The organism is Gardnerella leopoldii, from assembly GCF_003293675.1.
Lineage (GTDB): Bacteria > Actinomycetota > Actinomycetes > Actinomycetales > Bifidobacteriaceae > Bifidobacterium > Bifidobacterium leopoldii.
Window position 1 is genome coordinate 44,352 of sequence record NZ_CP029984.1, and the last position, 16,468, is coordinate 60,819.

15 protein-coding genes, 1 tRNA gene and 2 pseudogenes are annotated in these 16,468 nt (G+C 45.9%); 16 read left to right on the forward strand and 2 right to left on the reverse strand.

The window, feature by feature from the left end:
• Positions 1-27 precede the first annotated feature (27 nt).
• The 10 genes from DOD25_RS00270 to DOD25_RS00315 all read left to right on the forward strand — a co-directional run bounded on the left by DOD25_RS00270 (position 28) and on the right by DOD25_RS00315 (position 6,154).
• Positions 28-588, forward strand: a complete 561-nt coding sequence (locus DOD25_RS00270; protein WP_004574085.1) for an adenylate kinase — start codon at positions 28-30, stop codon at positions 586-588.
• Positions 589-730: 142 nt separating this feature from the next.
• Complete coding sequence (gene infA / locus DOD25_RS00275; RefSeq protein ID WP_004105485.1) at positions 731-949, forward strand: translation initiation factor IF-1; 219 nt, start codon at positions 731-733, stop codon at positions 947-949.
• 20 nt (positions 950-969) lie between these two features.
• Positions 970-1,083 (forward strand): 50S ribosomal protein L36, encoded by a 114-nt coding sequence (rpmJ, locus tag DOD25_RS00280; RefSeq protein ID WP_003842636.1) that lies wholly within the window; start codon positions 970-972, stop codon positions 1,081-1,083.
• A 144-nt stretch (positions 1,084-1,227) separates the two neighbouring features.
• On the forward strand, positions 1,228-1,605 hold the full coding sequence (rpsM, locus tag DOD25_RS00285) for a 30S ribosomal protein S13 (RefSeq protein WP_004105472.1): 378 nt from the start codon (positions 1,228-1,230) through the stop codon (positions 1,603-1,605).
• Positions 1,606-1,688: 83 nt separating this feature from the next.
• Entirely contained in the window at positions 1,689-2,087 is a 399-nt protein-coding gene (gene rpsK / locus DOD25_RS00290) for a 30S ribosomal protein S11 (protein WP_004105468.1), read from the forward strand.
• Positions 2,088-2,166: 79 nt separating this feature from the next.
• Positions 2,167-3,162 (forward strand): DNA-directed RNA polymerase subunit alpha, encoded by a 996-nt coding sequence (locus tag DOD25_RS00295; protein WP_004574084.1) that lies wholly within the window; start codon positions 2,167-2,169, stop codon positions 3,160-3,162.
• A 77-nt stretch (positions 3,163-3,239) separates the two neighbouring features.
• Positions 3,240-3,674 (forward strand): 50S ribosomal protein L17, encoded by a 435-nt coding sequence (gene rplQ / locus DOD25_RS00300; RefSeq protein WP_004129014.1) that lies wholly within the window; start codon positions 3,240-3,242, stop codon positions 3,672-3,674.
• 129 nt (positions 3,675-3,803) lie between these two features.
• Complete coding sequence (locus DOD25_RS00305; protein WP_064340475.1) at positions 3,804-5,042, forward strand: Mbeg1-like protein; 1,239 nt, start codon at positions 3,804-3,806, stop codon at positions 5,040-5,042.
• A 28-nt stretch (positions 5,043-5,070) separates the two neighbouring features.
• Complete coding sequence (truA, locus tag DOD25_RS00310) at positions 5,071-5,976, forward strand: tRNA pseudouridine(38-40) synthase TruA (RefSeq protein WP_064340474.1); 906 nt, start codon at positions 5,071-5,073, stop codon at positions 5,974-5,976.
• Between the two features lie 92 nt (positions 5,977-6,068).
• A tRNA-Ser gene (locus DOD25_RS00315) sits at positions 6,069-6,154 on the forward strand.
• Between the two features lie 269 nt (positions 6,155-6,423).
• Here the strand turns inward: DOD25_RS00315 and DOD25_RS00320 are convergent.
• The gene (locus DOD25_RS00320; RefSeq protein WP_004105452.1) at positions 6,424-7,425 is read right to left on the reverse strand and encodes a hypothetical protein; all 1,002 of its coding nucleotides are present in this window, start codon (positions 7,423-7,425) and stop codon (positions 6,424-6,426) included.
• Positions 7,426-7,596: 171 nt separating this feature from the next.
• Between DOD25_RS00320 and nusA the strand changes: the two genes are divergently transcribed.
• From nusA to ribF, 6 genes and pseudogenes are all read left to right on the forward strand, one after another.
• Positions 7,597-8,679, forward strand: a complete 1,083-nt coding sequence (nusA, locus tag DOD25_RS00325; RefSeq protein ID WP_004105450.1) for a transcription termination factor NusA — start codon at positions 7,597-7,599, stop codon at positions 8,677-8,679.
• Between the two features lie 319 nt (positions 8,680-8,998).
• Positions 8,999-9,146: pseudogene (locus tag DOD25_RS06525) on the forward strand (translation initiation factor IF-2 N-terminal domain-containing protein); the annotation flags it as partial.
• A 176-nt stretch (positions 9,147-9,322) separates the two neighbouring features.
• A pseudogene (infB, locus tag DOD25_RS00335) lies at positions 9,323-11,854 on the forward strand (translation initiation factor IF-2); the annotation flags it as partial.
• Positions 11,855-11,856: 2 nt separating this feature from the next.
• On the forward strand, positions 11,857-12,396 hold the full coding sequence (gene rbfA, locus DOD25_RS00340; RefSeq protein WP_112928494.1) for a 30S ribosome-binding factor RbfA: 540 nt from the start codon (positions 11,857-11,859) through the stop codon (positions 12,394-12,396).
• A gap of 48 nt (positions 12,397-12,444) precedes the next feature.
• A complete protein-coding gene (truB, locus tag DOD25_RS00345; RefSeq protein ID WP_112928495.1) occupies positions 12,445-13,548 on the forward strand; it encodes a tRNA pseudouridine(55) synthase TruB in 1,104 nt (367 codons plus the stop codon).
• Positions 13,549-13,609: 61 nt separating this feature from the next.
• Positions 13,610-14,854 (forward strand): bifunctional riboflavin kinase/FMN adenylyltransferase, encoded by a 1,245-nt coding sequence (gene ribF / locus DOD25_RS00350; protein ID WP_004105442.1) that lies wholly within the window; start codon positions 13,610-13,612, stop codon positions 14,852-14,854.
• A 59-nt stretch (positions 14,855-14,913) separates the two neighbouring features.
• Here ribF and radA read toward each other — a convergent pair whose 3' ends face one another.
• The gene (radA, locus tag DOD25_RS00355) at positions 14,914-16,401 is read right to left on the reverse strand and encodes a DNA repair protein RadA (protein ID WP_076002627.1); all 1,488 of its coding nucleotides are present in this window, start codon (positions 16,399-16,401) and stop codon (positions 14,914-14,916) included.
• Positions 16,402-16,468 lie beyond the last annotated feature (67 nt).

Consider the following 16,468-nt stretch of genomic DNA (forward strand, 5'->3'; position numbering starts at 1 on the left):
TACAGTTAGCGAGCCAAGGAGATGAATATGCGATTACTAATTATGGGTCCACAGGGCGTTGGAAAAGGCACTCAGGCCGCTTTGTTAAGTGAGCATTATGGCATTCCAGCGATTTCTACTGGTGATATTTTCCGCTATAACCTTAAGAATCATACTGAGCTTGGAAAACAGGTTCAGGGATATCTTGACAAGGGCGAGTTGGTTCCAGATGAGCTGACTAACAACATTGTTAAGGATCGTCTTGCTCAAGATGATGCAAAGAGTGGTTGGATTCTCGACGGTTATCCTCGCAACGCTTCTCAGGTTCAAGCTTTAGATCGTATGTTGGAAGAGCTTGGCACTCCTCTTGATCACGTTGTGGCTCTCGAGGCTGAGCGCGATGTTTTGCTCGAACGCATGCAAAAGCGTGCAGTGGAGCAAGGCCGTTCTGACGATACTCCAGAAGTAATTGCTAAGCGTTTGGAAACGTATGAGAAAGAAACAGCTCCATTGCTTGATATTTATGATAGCCGCGGTCAGTTGGTTGAAGTAGATGGCGTTGGAGATATTAAGGAAATCAATAATCGCATTGTTGAATCACTTAATTAAGTAGTGCGTTTTTAAATTTAAAAAGTAAGATGCGTTCTGTTCGACACGCCGAGTGTTGAATGGGACGCATTTACTGTATTATAGAAGATTGGCGTGTCTTCGGATGCGCAAAGTAGTATGCCCAAGGAACGGAACGAGGCTCATGGCAAAAGACGGTGTGATTGAAGTCGAAGGCACGGTAGTAGAAGCACTACCAAATGCGATGTTTCGCGTTCAGCTTGAGAATGAGCACATTGTTTTAGCTACGATCTCTGGTAAGATGCGTAAAAATTATATTCGCATTCTTCCTCAAGATCGTGTAGTGCTAGAGATGAGCCCTTACGATCTGAATCGTGGGCGTATTACGTACCGTTATAAGTAAGGTACAAGCAAAGGAAAACCATGAAGGTCAGCCCTAGCGTGAAGAGGATCTGCGAAAACTGCCGCGTGATCCGCCGTCACGGCCGCGTCATGGTGATCTGCATTAACCCACGTCATAAGCAGCGTCAGGGCTGAGCAGATTTCCATCGCGGAATACAAAGAATAAGGCGCTAAGTCACAGCAGAAGCTGAACCCTGGGTGCGCAGGCCCAGGCCGCATTTAATTTCTATTAATGCGGAAGACTTGGTGCACGACCTGCGTAACAGTAAAGGAATTACAATGGCACGTCTTGCCGGAGTAGATATTCCCAATGAGAAGCGCATTGAGATTGCCCTCACCTACATTTTTGGTGTTGGTCGTACTCGCGCTAAGGAAACGCTTGCCGCGACCGGTGTTAATCCGGACACTCGCGTCAAGGATCTTACGGATGAACAGCTGATCACCTTGCGTGATTATCTTGAGGCCAATTACAAGATTGAAGGCGATTTGCGTCGTGAGATCGACGCTGACATCCGTCGTAAGATTCAGATCAACTGCTATCAAGGCCAGCGTCATCGCAAGGGTCTTCCTGTGCGTGGTCAGCGTACCAAGACTAATGCTCGTACTCGCAAGGGTCCGAAGCGTACTGTCGCCGGGAAGAAGAAGGCCACCCGATAGTAGTCGGTGGTCGGCTCTAGGCCACGGATATATTTCCATCGTCTAGACATACCAACTCATTCGTCATTAGGAAACGAGGGTCAATGGCAGCTGCAAAGCAAGCCTCGCGCAAGCCGCGTCGCCGGGACCGCAAGTCGGTGCCGGTTGGGCAGGCGCATATTAAATCAACATTCAATAACACGATTATCTCCATTACCGATCCATCCGGTGCAGTCCTTTCTTGGGCTTCCGGCGGTGATGTCGGCTTTAAGGGTTCCCGTAAGTCGACTCCTTACGCTGCAGGTATGGCTGCTGAGTCTGCCGCACGCAAGGCAATGGAGCATGGCCTCAAGAAGGTCGACGTGTTTGTTAAGGGTCCAGGTTCCGGTCGTGAAACCGCTATCCGTTCCCTCCAGTCCGCGGGTCTCGAAGTTGGTTCTATTACCGACGTTACCCCGCAAGCGCATAACGGCGTACGCCCACCAAAGCGTCGCCGCGTCTGAGCACTCTTACGAATCCATCCATCCAACCCGCTTATGGGCGGCGAGTGCACCACCGACCAGAAGCTGAAAGGATACCAAAGTGCTTATCGCACAGCGTCCGACACTTACCGAGGAATCACTGAATCCCCAGCGTTCTCGCTTTACTATTGAGCCGCTGGAACCAGGTTTTGGCTACACTCTCGGCAATTCGCTGCGTCGTACCTTGTTAAGCTCTATTCCAGGTGCTGCCGTTACTTCGGTTCGCATCTCTGGAGCTCTGCATGAGTTTACGACTCTGCCAGGTGTTGAAGAAGATGTCACTGAAATTCTGCTGAACATCAAGGGCATCGTGCTCACGAGTGAGTACGACGAGCCTGTAGTGATGTATTTGCGCAAGAATGGTAAAGGTGAAGCCACTGCTGGAGATATTACTCCTCCAGCCGGTGTTACTATTGCTAACCCTGACTTGCATATTGCTACACTCGCAGAAGATGGTGAACTTGAAATTGAGTTTACTGTTGAACGCGGTCGCGGCTACGTGCCAGCTCAGATGAACAAGCAGGAGAACAGCGAAATCGGCCGCATTCCTGTGGATTCGATCTACTCACCAGTTTTGAAGGTGAGCTATAAGGTCGAAGCTACCCGCGTGGAACAGCGCACGGACTTCGATAAGCTCATCCTGGATGTGGAAACCAAGCCAGCTATTACACCGCGTGATGCAGTTGCATCTGCAGGCTCGACTTTAGTTGAGCTTTTCGGTCTTTGCCGTGAGCTTAACGTTGATGCTGAAGGTGTTGAAGTTGGTCCAGCGCCAACTCATGATGAAGCTGATTCTCAGTTGGCTATACCGATTGAAGATATGAATTTTACTCAGCGTAGCTATAATTGCTTGAAGCGTGAGGGTATTCATACAGTCGGCGAACTGGTAGTTCACACTGAGCAGGATTTGCTCGATATTCGTAATTTCGGCATGAAATCCATCGATGAAGTTAAAGAGAAGTTGCAGGCAATGGGTCTGTCTTTGAAGGCTTCACCGATTGGCTTCGACGCCAATAATCTCGAAGGTGGCACTTTCTTCTCGCCTGAAGACGAGTAAGTTCCGCCTGCAATCGTCGTAACGTTCGGATGTTCGGGTTGATGCCCACCTGAGCGATGCGACAATAAGGAGTAATAATGCCTACACCGAAACAAGGCCCTCGTCTGGCTTCTAGCCCGGCTCATGAGCGCCTGATGCTGGCCAATATGGCGACCAGCCTCTTCCAGCACGGTCGTATCGTAACGACGTTGCCAAAGGCAAAGCGTCTTCGTCCGCTTGCTGAGCGTTTGATTTCATTCGCTAAGCGTGGCGATTTACATTCGCGTCGTCGTGTGTTGCGTGTAATTCGCAACAAGTCCGTGGTTCACGTGCTTTTCACTCAGATTGCTGAGCAGATGAAGCAGCGTGAAGGTGGTTACACCCGCATCGTGAAGATTGCTCCACGTCGTGGTGATACCGCTCCTCAGGCAATTATTGAGCTCGTGACTGAGCCAGTAAGCCCAAAGAAGGCTGTTGTGAAGGAAGCTGAAGCAGCTACTAAGGTTGCAGCTAAAGAAGAAGCTGCCGAGTAGTTTATATTCCAGCTTTACGCATCGGTAAAGTGAATCTTAAAGCAAGCGTTTAATCGCTTCTTAAAGAATTGCTAAGACGAGTCGAGGTTAGTTCCTCGGCTCGTTTTTTATTTGTATTATTATTAAGTTATGCCGAATATTATTGATTTGTTGCGCAACGATTTCTCTACCTTCGCTCAGCGCAAGTTTAATGCCGTGGATGCGCTGATTTTGTGCGAGCTATCTTATATAAATATGCCAACTTCCGTGCCAAAATATTGCGATAATCCAAAGAATATTTCGACTGTATCTATTAACGAATTGCTTAGAATAGAAGACTATTCGTCAATGTTTGCTTCTGGGGCTCCTAAAGTAGATAAATTCCGTAGGAAGCTGCTTCTTGCTGTCGCTTCCAGCCCTAGGTATAGGGGAATTCGCGTAGGGGAGTATCTTGAGAGGTTTGATGAATCAAATATTGACGAATCATTAGAACAGCAGTTTGCTGGAGTTACTTTTGATCTTAGCAATTGCGAGGGGATTGATAATCCTCATACTCTTGTTGTTGCGTATCGTGGCACTGATAATACGCTTGTTGGGTGGAAAGAAGATTTCAACATGGCTTTCCGCTGCCCAGTGCCAGCGCAAGAATCTGCTGCTGAATATTTGACTTCTGTAGCGCAAAGATATAGCAAACGTTATTCTAATAAAAACTTCTTTAATAAACTTTTTGCGAACAAACTTTTTGCCCGCTTTTCAAAATCTTCCGTAGACTTGCAAAATAATAATTCAAATATTATTGTTGTCGGTCATTCAAAAGGTGGGAACATGGCTGCTTATGCGGCTATGCGCTTAGATGCTACAAGTCAAAAACTAGGTGACCTTGTATCAAAAATTTATTCTATGGACGGCCCTGGTTTTGCGTCTGATGTAGTGGATACAAGCGTTTTTGCGAATGTTTCAAGTCGTATTGAAAAAGTAGTTCCGCAGTCTGCTTTTATTGGACTGATTATGGATACTGGGGTGCCGTATAAAGTCACGACTGCCGATTCTATTGGCTTAATGCAACATTTTGGCATGTATTGGCAAGTTAAGAATGGCGATTTTGATTACTGCGATTGCGTAACGCTGCGCGCGCTGGCAGTTTCTAAGGCAGCGAACGAGTGGATGATGAATTTGCCGTTTGAAGAGCGCAAGCGCAGGATTGACGCTGTTTATAAGATTTTTAGTAATTTGGGTTACCCAACTTTTGATGAAATGTCTTTGCATTGGTCGGAAGTTGTTCCTAAATTATTGAAGGTTGCGATGCATATGGATTCAAAGACTCATGAGCTGATTCGTAGTGTTATGAGCGCTTTTGCGCTTGTGGGCGGTTCGGATAAGAAAAGCTAGTGTAAAGTCTGTTTGGAAAGGTTTTTAAATGCGACTTCGCTTGGATTTGGCTTATGACGGCGGCGGATTTTATGGTTGGGCTAAGCAGCCTACTTTGCGCACTGTTCAAGGTGATATTGAAGCAGCATTGCATATGGTTTTGCGCGTCCCGGAAAATGATCCTACTGAATCGTTGCGTCTTACTGTTGCTGGTCGTACGGATACTGGCGTTCATGCATCTCATCAAGTGTGTCATTTAGATATTTCAGATGAAACATTGCAGCGTTGCATAGGGCATACTGGTTTAGATGGTGTTAGTGCGCTGGAGTATAGGCTGAGGCATGTGCTTCCGCAGGATATTGTTATACACAAGGTTAGTGTTGCGCCTTATGGCTTTGATGCTAGATTTTCTGCGCTAGAGCGCACATATGTGTATCGTATTGCTGATGGGTATTGCAAAGCTAAATATGATCCTCGTATGCGCGGCTTTGTTTTGCGTTTTGATTCAGAGCTTGATATTGATGCTATGAATCAGGCTGCGCGTCTTATGGTTGGTTTGCATGATTTTGGCTCATTTGCTAAGCCGAATCCTGGCGGAACTACTATTCGCGAAGTTAAGCAGGCTCGATGGCACAGAGTTGGGTCAAAGGATGCGCAGAATAGTACTGGATTTGTTCTTCCTATTGAACAAAGTTTGCTTGAATTTACTATTGTCGCTGATGCTTTTGCGCACAATATGGTGCGTTCTCTTGTGCAAGCTTGTGTGCAAATTGGTTGTGGAAAGCGTTCTCTTGATTGGTTTGAGGAAAAGATTAATGTTCCTCTTCGTGAAGGCTCGACGGGTCCAATTGATCCTCATGGATTGACATTGGAATATGTAGCTTATCCTCCTGATGAGGAGCTTGCTTCTCGCGCTGAAAAAATTCGCGCTCGCCGTGATTCGTCTGAGTTATAACGTTTCAACGCACCATGGATTTTATATTCGCGGCATGGTTTACAATTGAAAAGTTGCGTTTGTGCGCGCTTGCAGTGCGACAAATCGCAAGTGGATGAATGTCCGAGCGGTCTAAGGAGCACGCCTCGAAAGCGTGTGAGGGTAAACTCCTCCGCGAGTTCGAATCTCGCTTCATCCGCGAATTAACCAAGCCTAAAGCTGTAAATTGCTTTAGGCTTTTTTAATTCGCCGAGCTTGCGTCAATAAAGACGCAGGCAGGGCAGACTAGTGTATTTCCGCGCAAGCTCAGCAGCAAGCGCGTAATCCGCGCGAACTTTCTCTCGCGTTTGGAGCGTTTTGTTTTGGAAATTGCTCCAAACGTGCGCAACTTATCTCGCGTTTGAAGTCAAGTCCTGTTTTGTGTGTAAAGGGGAATGCCGTATAGGCTAAAAGCACTAAGTTTAAGTTTTACTTCAAAATAAGTTTTGCATCAGTAGGATACCCAAGCTCATAAGCTCTTAACAGTCTAGATGTGATTAATTGCACAATTGCATTTTTAAGAGTTTGTTGGGCGCGCATTACAGAATCGTTATCATCGCTTTTTGCAGTAACGTTATTCTCGGATGCATTATTATTTTTTGACGTAATCGTTATTATTTGATTAAAAGCAGCTAGTTCTTCTCTAGCGCAATCCATGTAAGCTATAGCGGTAATCGGCAGATCTTTTCCGTTTACTGAATCATGTGTTTTTCCGCTTTCTAACGTCTCTTGAGGAATATCGTAAACTTTTTTGCGCAAGTCTGTTCCTTCTCCTGCAGCTCGCATAAGAGTTTGAGCATTTGTCGACGCCATATCGCTGTATTCCAATGCAATATTTTGCTCTTTTCGCGCTGCTAGTGTCTGTAAAATAAAAGCAAGTTTGTCTTCAGCTTCTGCAGCTTGAGCCAAGGGCTGATGTGTCCATTTGAAGTTTTTGTAATGATTTATTACTTCTATAAGATTCGCGTATGAATCATGCTCCATTTGTTGCGCTGTTGTAGTTTTTGTATTTTCTGAGCTTTCGTTTCCGCTTTTATTGCTTACATTATTTGAATTTTCGTCACTATTTTTCTTTGAAAGCATTTCCCATTGAGCTTGCGTGCTGTATACAATACTTTCGCTTAATCTTCCTGGGCATTGCTGAGCGACAGTTTTCCAATATTTCGCTGCAGTTTCAAAATCCTTAAGGGATGTGTTATTCTGGTTCTTCTTGATTTCGCGCTGCCTTTTTTGCGCAAGCCTGTATGCTTTAGCACATGCATTTTCTGGAGCTGCTGTGTGAACTGTATGCTCGACATGAATGTTTTGCAATGTTCCGCAAGCTGTTAGAAGTGGAGATATTAAAACGCATATAAGAAGCACGAGTGCTCTGGCAATACTGCGTTTTACTTGTTTGTGCATATCATTTAACAAAACATAAAGTGTCTGCATAATCTACTAAAATAGCCACTGACTGTGACCAATATCGATTTATTAATTTGGTATTTGTTCTAAGTCTGTAACAATTAAAGCTAACTGTTGTTAGAAGAAAAAAATAAGTGTGCTCTAATAGTTACAATTAATAATCATAAATTAATGCGTTATAACGAGAGGACGTGCGCGATGGAATTGGATTTGGCGGGAATGCATCAGCTTGCGGCACAGCAGGGGATTAATGCCGAGGAGCTGGACGAGGCGCTCGCCGAGGCCTTGCGTCTTGCGTATATGAAAACCGCTCATCCTGCAAAGCATGTGCGAGTTGAATTGGACGAACGTGCAGGTTCGTTCACTGTGTGGGCTAGGGATGAAATTCCTGGTAAACCTACTGAAGATAACCCGTATCCAGCCCCAACGCTGGGAGAGGAGTATGACGATACTCCGCGTGATTTTGGTCGTTTAGCTGCTGCGACGGCTCGTCAAGTTATTAGTCAAATTTTCCGTAAAGCTGAAGATGACCGCGTATTTGGTGCGTTTTCTGGTCAAAAAGGCAAGCTTATTAACGGCATCATTCAACAAGACGCAAAAGATAACACTAACATCCACGTTGCTGTTGGAGACGTTGAAGCTATTTTGCCGCGTCGCGAGCAGGTTCCAGGTGAACGTTACCGCCATGGCGAGCGTATTCGCGTATATGTTGTAAATGTTGCTCGCGGTCTGCGTGGTCCAGAAATTGTTGTTTCACGTTCACATCCTGAATTAGTTCGTCGTCTTTTTGAGCGAGAAGTGCCGGAACTTGTTTCTGGAGCAGTTTCTATTATGTCGATTGCGCGCGAAGCCGGTGCTCGCACAAAGATTGCTGTTAGAGCTAATACTGAAGGTGTGAATCCAAAGGGTGCTTTAATTGGTCCTGGCGGTTCACGCGTGCGTGCTGTAATGGAAAACTTGGGTCAAGAGAAGATTGATATTGTGGATTGGTCGTCTGATCCAGCAAAGTTTGTTGCTGCTGCTCTTTCGCCTGCTACTGCTACACAAGTGCAAGTAGTGAGTGAAAAGAATCAAACTGCAGTTGCTTTTATTCATGATGCTCAGCTTTCTCTTGCTATTGGTAAAGAAGGTCAGAACGCTCGTTTGGCTGCAAAGTTGACTGGTTGGAAGATTGGTATTGAGTCTGCGGAAGAGCATGCTAAGAAGGTTGCTGCAGCTCAAGCACAAAATGCTCAGCCTGCTTCAGTTGATTTGAATAATAACGCATCTGCTGCTGAATAGATTGTTAATTGAGAAGTGCTAAATATTTTTTAGGTTGATATTTCCGCAATGTTTAGCACTTCTTGATTGTTTATTTTGCTAGTGGTGTGCAAATAAAGTAGTCTCTCGCGTGGCATTTAGCGACACTCGAGCCAATCCAACGTTTCGAGTATGCTAAAAGCTGGAATCTGGGCGAAAGGCAATCGCCATCGTCCGGCGGGAGACGAGGTATAAGATCATGGTCGCACGATGATATATCGCACGATAATAAATAATAAGCTCGCAATAATGTAAAGTGGTCGCGTGTACTAGCGCTGCCACAGACAGAGGAGAACACTGAGTGGTTAAAAAGCGCGTGTATGAACTGGCCAAAGAATTTGGTGTAGACAGTAAAACCGTGTTGGAGCGTTTGAAGAGCATGGGCGAATTTGTTAAGTCTGCTTCTTCAACAGTTGAGGCTCCAGTAGTCCGTCGTTTGCAAACAGCGTTAGCATCTGACGGAAATAAGTCCGAAAAGGCATCTAGTGCAAGTAAGCCTGCTGCGCCAAAAGCTAAGCCTCAAGCTAAGCCGCAGGCTAAACCTCAAGCTAAAGATTCGTCACACAGTGATTCTGTAGCTGGCTCTTCTGCTAACCAGCCTGTGCATAACACAGCTTCTCATTTTGCTCCAAAGCCGGGTGCAAATCATACTCGTTCAAACAATACTTCGCGTTCTAATGCGTCTGCCGGCGAAAATAGAAAAAATGATCGCCGCAATGATAATCGCGGCGAATCGCGACAGCAAGCTCAAGGTCAATCTCACTCAGATCGTTCACAGATGCCTCCTCGCCCTCGTCCGCACCAGAATGCACAAGGTGCAGGCGCATCTGCTCCACGTCCTGGTAATAATCCGTTTAGCCGTAAGCAAGGTATGCGTGCTCCTACACCTGGAGATATTCCACGTCCTCATCCGATGTCTCGTCCTGGCGCTGAAAATGGCCGCGGTGGTCGTCCGGGTCAAGGTGGCTCTGGAGCTCAAGGTTCGCGTGGTGAACGTGCAGAACGCGGTGGTCGCTCACGTGGCGGTCGCTCTGGTCAAGGTGGCGCACGCTCATCGCAGTGGTCGGGTCAGCGTCGCGGTCAAGGTGGCGCAGGTGCAGGCTCTGGTGCATCTTCTCGCCCATCTGCAGAATCTCGTTTTGCGTCTCAAGGAGCTAGCTTCCAGGCTGCTGCAGCGGGCGCACCTAATGGTGGTCCATCGCGTGGTGGCGGTCGCGGTCGTGCAGGAGCTGCAGGTGCATTCGGTCGTCAAGGTGGTAAATCTTCTAAGGCTCGTAAGAATCGCTTGGCGAAACGTCGTGAATACGAAGAGCTTAAAGCACCAGTGATTGGCGGTGTGCGTATTCCTTCTGGTAACGGTGCTACGATTCGCTTGCGTCAAGGCGCAACTCTTTCTGATTTGGCAGAAAAGATCGATGTAAATCCAGCAGCTTTGGTAACTGTTCTCTTCCACTTGGGTGAGATGGCAACAGCTACACAATCTTTGGATGAGTCGACATTCCAAATTTTGGGTGAAGAAATCGGCTGGAATATCAGCATTGTTTCTGCTGAAGAAGAAGATAAAGAGCTTTTGCAGCAGTTTGACATCGATTTGGACGAAGAAGAGCTGCAAGAAGATGACGATTTGCAGTCTCGTCCGCCTGTAGTAACAGTTATGGGTCACGTCGATCACGGTAAAACTCGCTTGCTTGATACCATTCGTAAGTCGAATGTTATCGATCGCGAAGCAGGTGGCATTACTCAGCGCATCGGTGCTTATCAAGTAACTGTAAATCTTGAAGGAAAGCCTCGTAAGATTACGTTCCTCGATACTCCAGGCCACGAAGCGTTTACTGCTATGCGTGCTCGCGGTGCTGAGCTTACAGACGTTGCAATTCTTGTTGTTGCAGCAGACGACGGCGTGATGCCTCAGACTGTTGAAGCTATTAACCACGCTCAAGCTGCTCATGTGCCAATTGTTGTGGCTGTGAACAAGATTGATGTTGAAGGTGCTAACCCAGATAAGGTTCGCGGTCAGCTTACAGAATACGGTTTAGTTGCTGAAGATTACGGTGGAGACACCATGTTCGTGGATATTTCTGCAAAGCAGGGCACGAACGTCGATAAGCTTCTTGAAGCTGTGTTGTTGACTGCTGACGCTGAGCTTGATCCTAAAGCAAATCCAAATATGGATGCTCGCGGTGCAACTATCGAAGCTCGACTCGATAAGGGTCGTGGTGCTGTTGCTACTGTTCTTGTGCAGCAAGGTACTCTTCACGTCGGTGATTCTATTGTTGCTGGCACTTCTTATGGTCGTGTGCGCGCTATGCTCGACGAGAACGGCAAGCATTTGCAGGATGCGGCTCCTTCCACTCCTGTTCAGGTGCTTGGTTTGACTTCTGTTCCAACCGCTGGCGACTTGTTCTTGGTTACTTCGGACGATCGTTCTGCTCGTCAAATTGCTGAAAAGCGCGCAGCTACAGAGCGTGCAGCTCAGCTTGCTAAGCGCCGCAAGGTTGTGTCTCTTGAAAGCCTTAAGGAACAGTTCGCTAAGTCTGAAGTTGACATGCTGAACATCGTTATTAAGGGCGATTCTTCTGGTTCTGTTGAAGCTTTGGAAGATTCCTTGATGAAGATTGAGGTCTCTGAGGAAGTTGGCATCCAGGTTATTCACCGCGGTGTTGGTGCAATTACTCAGAATGATGTGAACTTGGCAACTGTCGATAAGGCTGTGATTATTGGATTCAACGTGCGTCCAAACCGTCAGGTTGCTGATTTGGCTGAGCGCGAAGGCGTGGAAGTTAAGTACTACTCGGTTATTTACAAGGCAATCGAAGATATCGAAGCTGCTTTGAAGGGTATGCTTAAGCCAGAATTTGAAGAGGTTGTCACTTCTCACTCTGAGATTCGCGAAATCTTCCGTTCTTCCAAGTTCGGCAATATTGCTGGTGTTATGGTCCAAGATGGCGAAGTCAAGCGCGGTACGAAGTGCCGTATTTTGCGCGACGGCGTTGCTACAGTCAACGACTTGGAGATTTCCAGCTTGCGTAGGTTTAAGGATGACGTGCAATCCGTTAGCGAAGGTTACGAAGCTGGTATTAATCTCGGCAGCTTTAATGACATTGAGCTTGGCGATATAATCGAAACCTTTGAAATGAAGCAGATTGAGCGCAAGTAATTATGGCAGGAACGAATCCTAGAGCTGCACGTATTGCAGCATTAATTCAGCGCGTAATCGCTTCCAATATGGAATCGCATTTGCATGATAAGCGTTTGGCGAGTGTGACTATTACGGAAGTGCGTGTTACGAACGATTTGCAAATTGCAAAGGTTTACTGGACTCAACTTGGTCACGAAGGCAAAGAGCAGGGCGAGCGTCAGCGTGCAGCACAAGCTTTGCAGCAGGCTCACGGTCGACTGCGCTCTTTGGTCGGTGCAAAAGCTGGATTGCGTTTGACTCCTCAATTGCAATTTATTTATGACGAAGTGCCGTCTGAAGCGCACGAAATTGAGGATATTCTTGTTGCAGCTCGTCATCGTGATGAAGAATTAGCTAAGTTGCGTGAAAATGCTAAGTATGCTGGTGATGTCGATCCGTATAAGAAGCCACGCGAAGTTGAAGAATCTGACGATGATTTCGATGACGACGACGATTTTGACGACGACGATTTTGAAGAGGACGACTTTGAAGACATGTCTGAATCGTCTGACAACAATTAAATCTCAAAGCAAACTCAATGTGAATCGTATAGTAGCTAGATTTAACTTATGTGCATACCAGATTCAGGATTACTGCTTGTAGATAAGCCTCAGGGCGTTACAAGTCACGATATTGTTGCATGCGCTCGTCATTTGTTGCATACAAAACGAGTTGGGCACGCAGGAACGCTTGATCCTATGGCAACAGGATTGCTAATCATAGGTTTTGGCAACGCAACGCGACTTTTAAATTACATGTTGGGGCATGATAAAACCTATGAAGCAGTAATCCGCTTAGGAGAAGCAACTACTACTGATGATGCAGAAGGTGAAATTCTTCCGGATGACGCATTAAATATAGGTCCGGGGGTTCACGTCGCTAATAAAGACATGTCTTTTGAAAAGTCACTGTCTTTTGAGCGAATTAAGCAAGTTGTTAGCGAAAATTTAGTAGGCAAAATTATGCAAGCTCCTACTGCTTTTTCTGCTATTAAAATTAATGGTCAACGCGCTTATGATTTAGCGCGCGAAGGAAAATCAGTAGAGATTGCTCCTAGAGAGATATTTGTTAGTGATTTTTCAGTGAGTAATCCTCGAATTGCTAGGGGAGTGAGTGGGAAACTCGTATGCGATATATCTGCAAAAGTTTCTTGCAGTAGTGGAACATATATTCGCGCTTTAGCTCGTGATTTAGGTCGCTTACTAGGAGTTGGTGGACATCTTACTCAGCTTCGTCGCACTAGCATTGGTGATTTTTCGGTTGCTGATTCGCGAGTTCTTAAACTTCGCGCTCAAATGCGAGAATTTACTGATCGCAATGGAGTATTGCAGCATCGCTCAAAAGCAGTTCCTAGTGACGATTTTGACGCAAATAATATGCTTCCTAAAATTTGCTTAAATATGATGGATGCAGCTTCGCATTCGCTTCCAACTTTAAGCATTGATGAGAATCAAGCTAAAGACTTACGTTTTGGGCGCTGGATTGAGCTTAAATCTGGCATAAATTACGAAAATTATCCTGCAATAGCGTACGTTTCAAACGCAAATACTGAGGAATGTGACGTTGTTGCAGTAGTTGAATTGACAAAAAATATAAAAAGTAATCAAATCAAACCAATTGTGGTATTTCCGGCAAGCGAGAAGACTGGTAAACTAGATAAGTATTTAAAATAACGAATTGCGTATTTTGCGTAGTTTGCTTGAGTAATGCTTGAACGCGGATAGTAAGGATATCATGAAGGTCATCGACATTCGACCAGATGCCAACGGCATGATTAATTGGCCAACGTTAAGTGCAGAGCGTAAAGCGGTTGTTACCATTGGCGTATTCGACGGTATGCACAAAGGTCATCGCGAGGTTATTCGTCGTACTGTGGATCTTGCGCATCGTCATGGAGCGTTTTCAGTAGTGATTATGTTTGATCCGCGTCCAAGCGTAGTGCATGCTAATCCTGATTTATACGATGATTTTGGTGACGTTAATTCTAAACTTCCGGACGATCCGGATGCTCTTACAAGCGTGCGTCAACGTTTGCGCGTGATGTCACAGTTGGATGTTGATCATGTTGTGATTGTGCGCTACAGCCTTGCTTTTGCTGCAAAATCGTACCGTTTCTTCTTAGGTCAGCTCGTTGGAAAGCTTGGTATGCGAGCATTAGTTCTTGGCTCTGATGCTGCGCTTGGTGCTCGTCGTGCTGGTGATATCAAAGCAATTCGTGAGTTGTCTCAAGCAACTGGAGTTTTTGAGCTTATTGAAGTAGAGGATTTGGGTCCAGATGACGTTCGCGTGCCTGATCCTATTGTTCGTGAAGTTCCACAGGAGCCTGGAGATCCTAAAGATCCTTCTGAGGGCATGAATAAAGCTGAATATCGTGCTTGGAGTAAGAGCATGCCAAATAAGAAAGTGCGTGCTTGGAGTTCTACAAATGTGCGCTGGATGTTGGCTACTGGTCGAGTCAAAGAAGCGCGTGAAATTTTGGATCAGCCGCATCGCGTTGAAGGAACAGTAGTTCATGGAGACGAGCGTGGGCGCGAGATTGGATTCCCAACAGTAAATCTTGGCGAAAAAATTGAAGGCTATGTGCCAGTTGATGGCGTGTATGCAGGTTGGGTTGTTGATTTAGATGCTGACAATAAGAACGATGTCAGACCATCGAAAAATGCTGTTCCAGATGTGAGTGTTTTGCGTCGTGATGAGCTTCATTTAGGCGTTCATTCTCCGTGGCGTTGGCCTGCTGCGATTTCTATTGGAACTAAGCCAACATTTAATAAAGATGGCGAAGAAGATGCAGAGCGCACTGTTGAAGCTTACGGATTGTTCGACGATTGGAAAGACTTGTACGGGCACCGCGTTTGCATTGAGTTTGCTAGTTTCTTGCGTCCGCAACAGGCTTTTGATTCAGTTGACGCGCTAAAAGATATGCTCAAAGCTAATGTTGAGCAAGTGCGCGAGATTACAGATGCTGAAGCTGAAGTCTGATTTTGATATTTGCGCTTAGTGGTTTTTAGTTGCGATTATTTTTGCTAGCTGCGTTTAGCTTATAGTCCAAGTGCTTTTAACGCTTCTCGCACTGTGCTAACTTCAATAATTTCTAATCCTGGAATACTAACGCTTTTCCGCATATGGCAAACTATTGCGCGCTTATATCCTATTCGCGCAGCCTCGCGCAATCGCGGCTCTATTCTTGGCACTGGGCGAACTTGACCGGTTAAGCTCATCTCGCCAATTGCGCAAGTTTTAGGAGTTACTGCTTTCCCGGCAGCAGCGCTAGCTAAAGCTGCTACGATTGCCAAGTCGCAAGACGGCTCCTTTGCCAACGCTCCTGCAATAGTAGATACGTACAAATCTTTTGCAAGCAAATTAACGCGTCCGTGACGATACAAAACTGCTGTAAGCATTGCAAGACGGTTAGAATCAACACCAGAAACTGCACGGCGAGGAGTGGGCAGAGCCGATTGTGTTACAAGTGCTTGTATTTCAATCGGCAGGCTTCTGTGTCCTTCAAGTGTAAAAGTGACGCAAGTTCCGTCGTTTGTGCCATCTTGCGCATTTTTACCTTGATTATTGTTTTCTGTAGAAGACAAAAACAGTCCGGAAGGATCCGGCACTTCCTCAATTCCTTCACCGCTCATATCGAAGCAGCCAACTTCGTCTGTAGGTCCAAAGCGATTCTTTACAGCTCTTAGCATGCGTAGCGCTGTTTGTGTATCGCCCTCAAATTGACATACTGTGTCTACTAAATGTTCAAGCGTACGCGGCCCTGCTATTGAACCATCTTTTGTAACGTGCCCAACTAAAAGTATCGGAATATTGTTAGTTTTAGCAACGTCGATAAGTGCGCTCGCAACTTCTCTAACTTGTGTAGAACCGCCTGTAATACCATCTACTTCTTGTGCGGAAATCGTTTGTGCAGAATCGACAATAGCAAGCGTAGGGTGATGTGTTTCAATAAGATCTAGTACAGTGTCAAGATCGCCTGTTGTTGCAAGTAATAAATAATCGTTTACAGCGTTAATTCTAGACGCGCGCAATTTAACTTGTGCTGCTGATTCCTCGCCGGAAATATACAATACAGGGGGAGTGTTGCTTTCTTTTGATTGTTTAGATACGTAAGCTGCAGTTTTTAGAAGTAGTGTTGATTTTCCGATACCTGGCTCTCCTGCTATAAGAGTTACGGAGCCTGGCACAAGTCCTCCGCCTAATACGCGATCGAATTCGCTAAAACCAGTGTGAATGCGCATTGCGTCGTCTGCTTGAATTTCATTAATTGGTTGCGCAGATGTTGCTGAATCGAGAGTTGAATGTGCGATATTGCGATTAGAAGTAGTTATGCCATCCGGTGAATAGGTGCGCGATGCTGTTGTTGCGCGTGATGCACGTGTTGTACGAGATAATCCGCTAACTCGCGCCTCTCTAAACTCGTTCACTGTGCCCCATTCGCCACATTCAGGGCAGCGACCGTACCATTTTGAGCCGCTCCAACCGCATTCGGAGCATAAATAGTGAAGAGTAGATTTACTAGCCATATCTCGACGCTATACGCTTTATTAGACAATCATATTTTGTATTTGTTTTTGATTGTAAAGCGCTTTT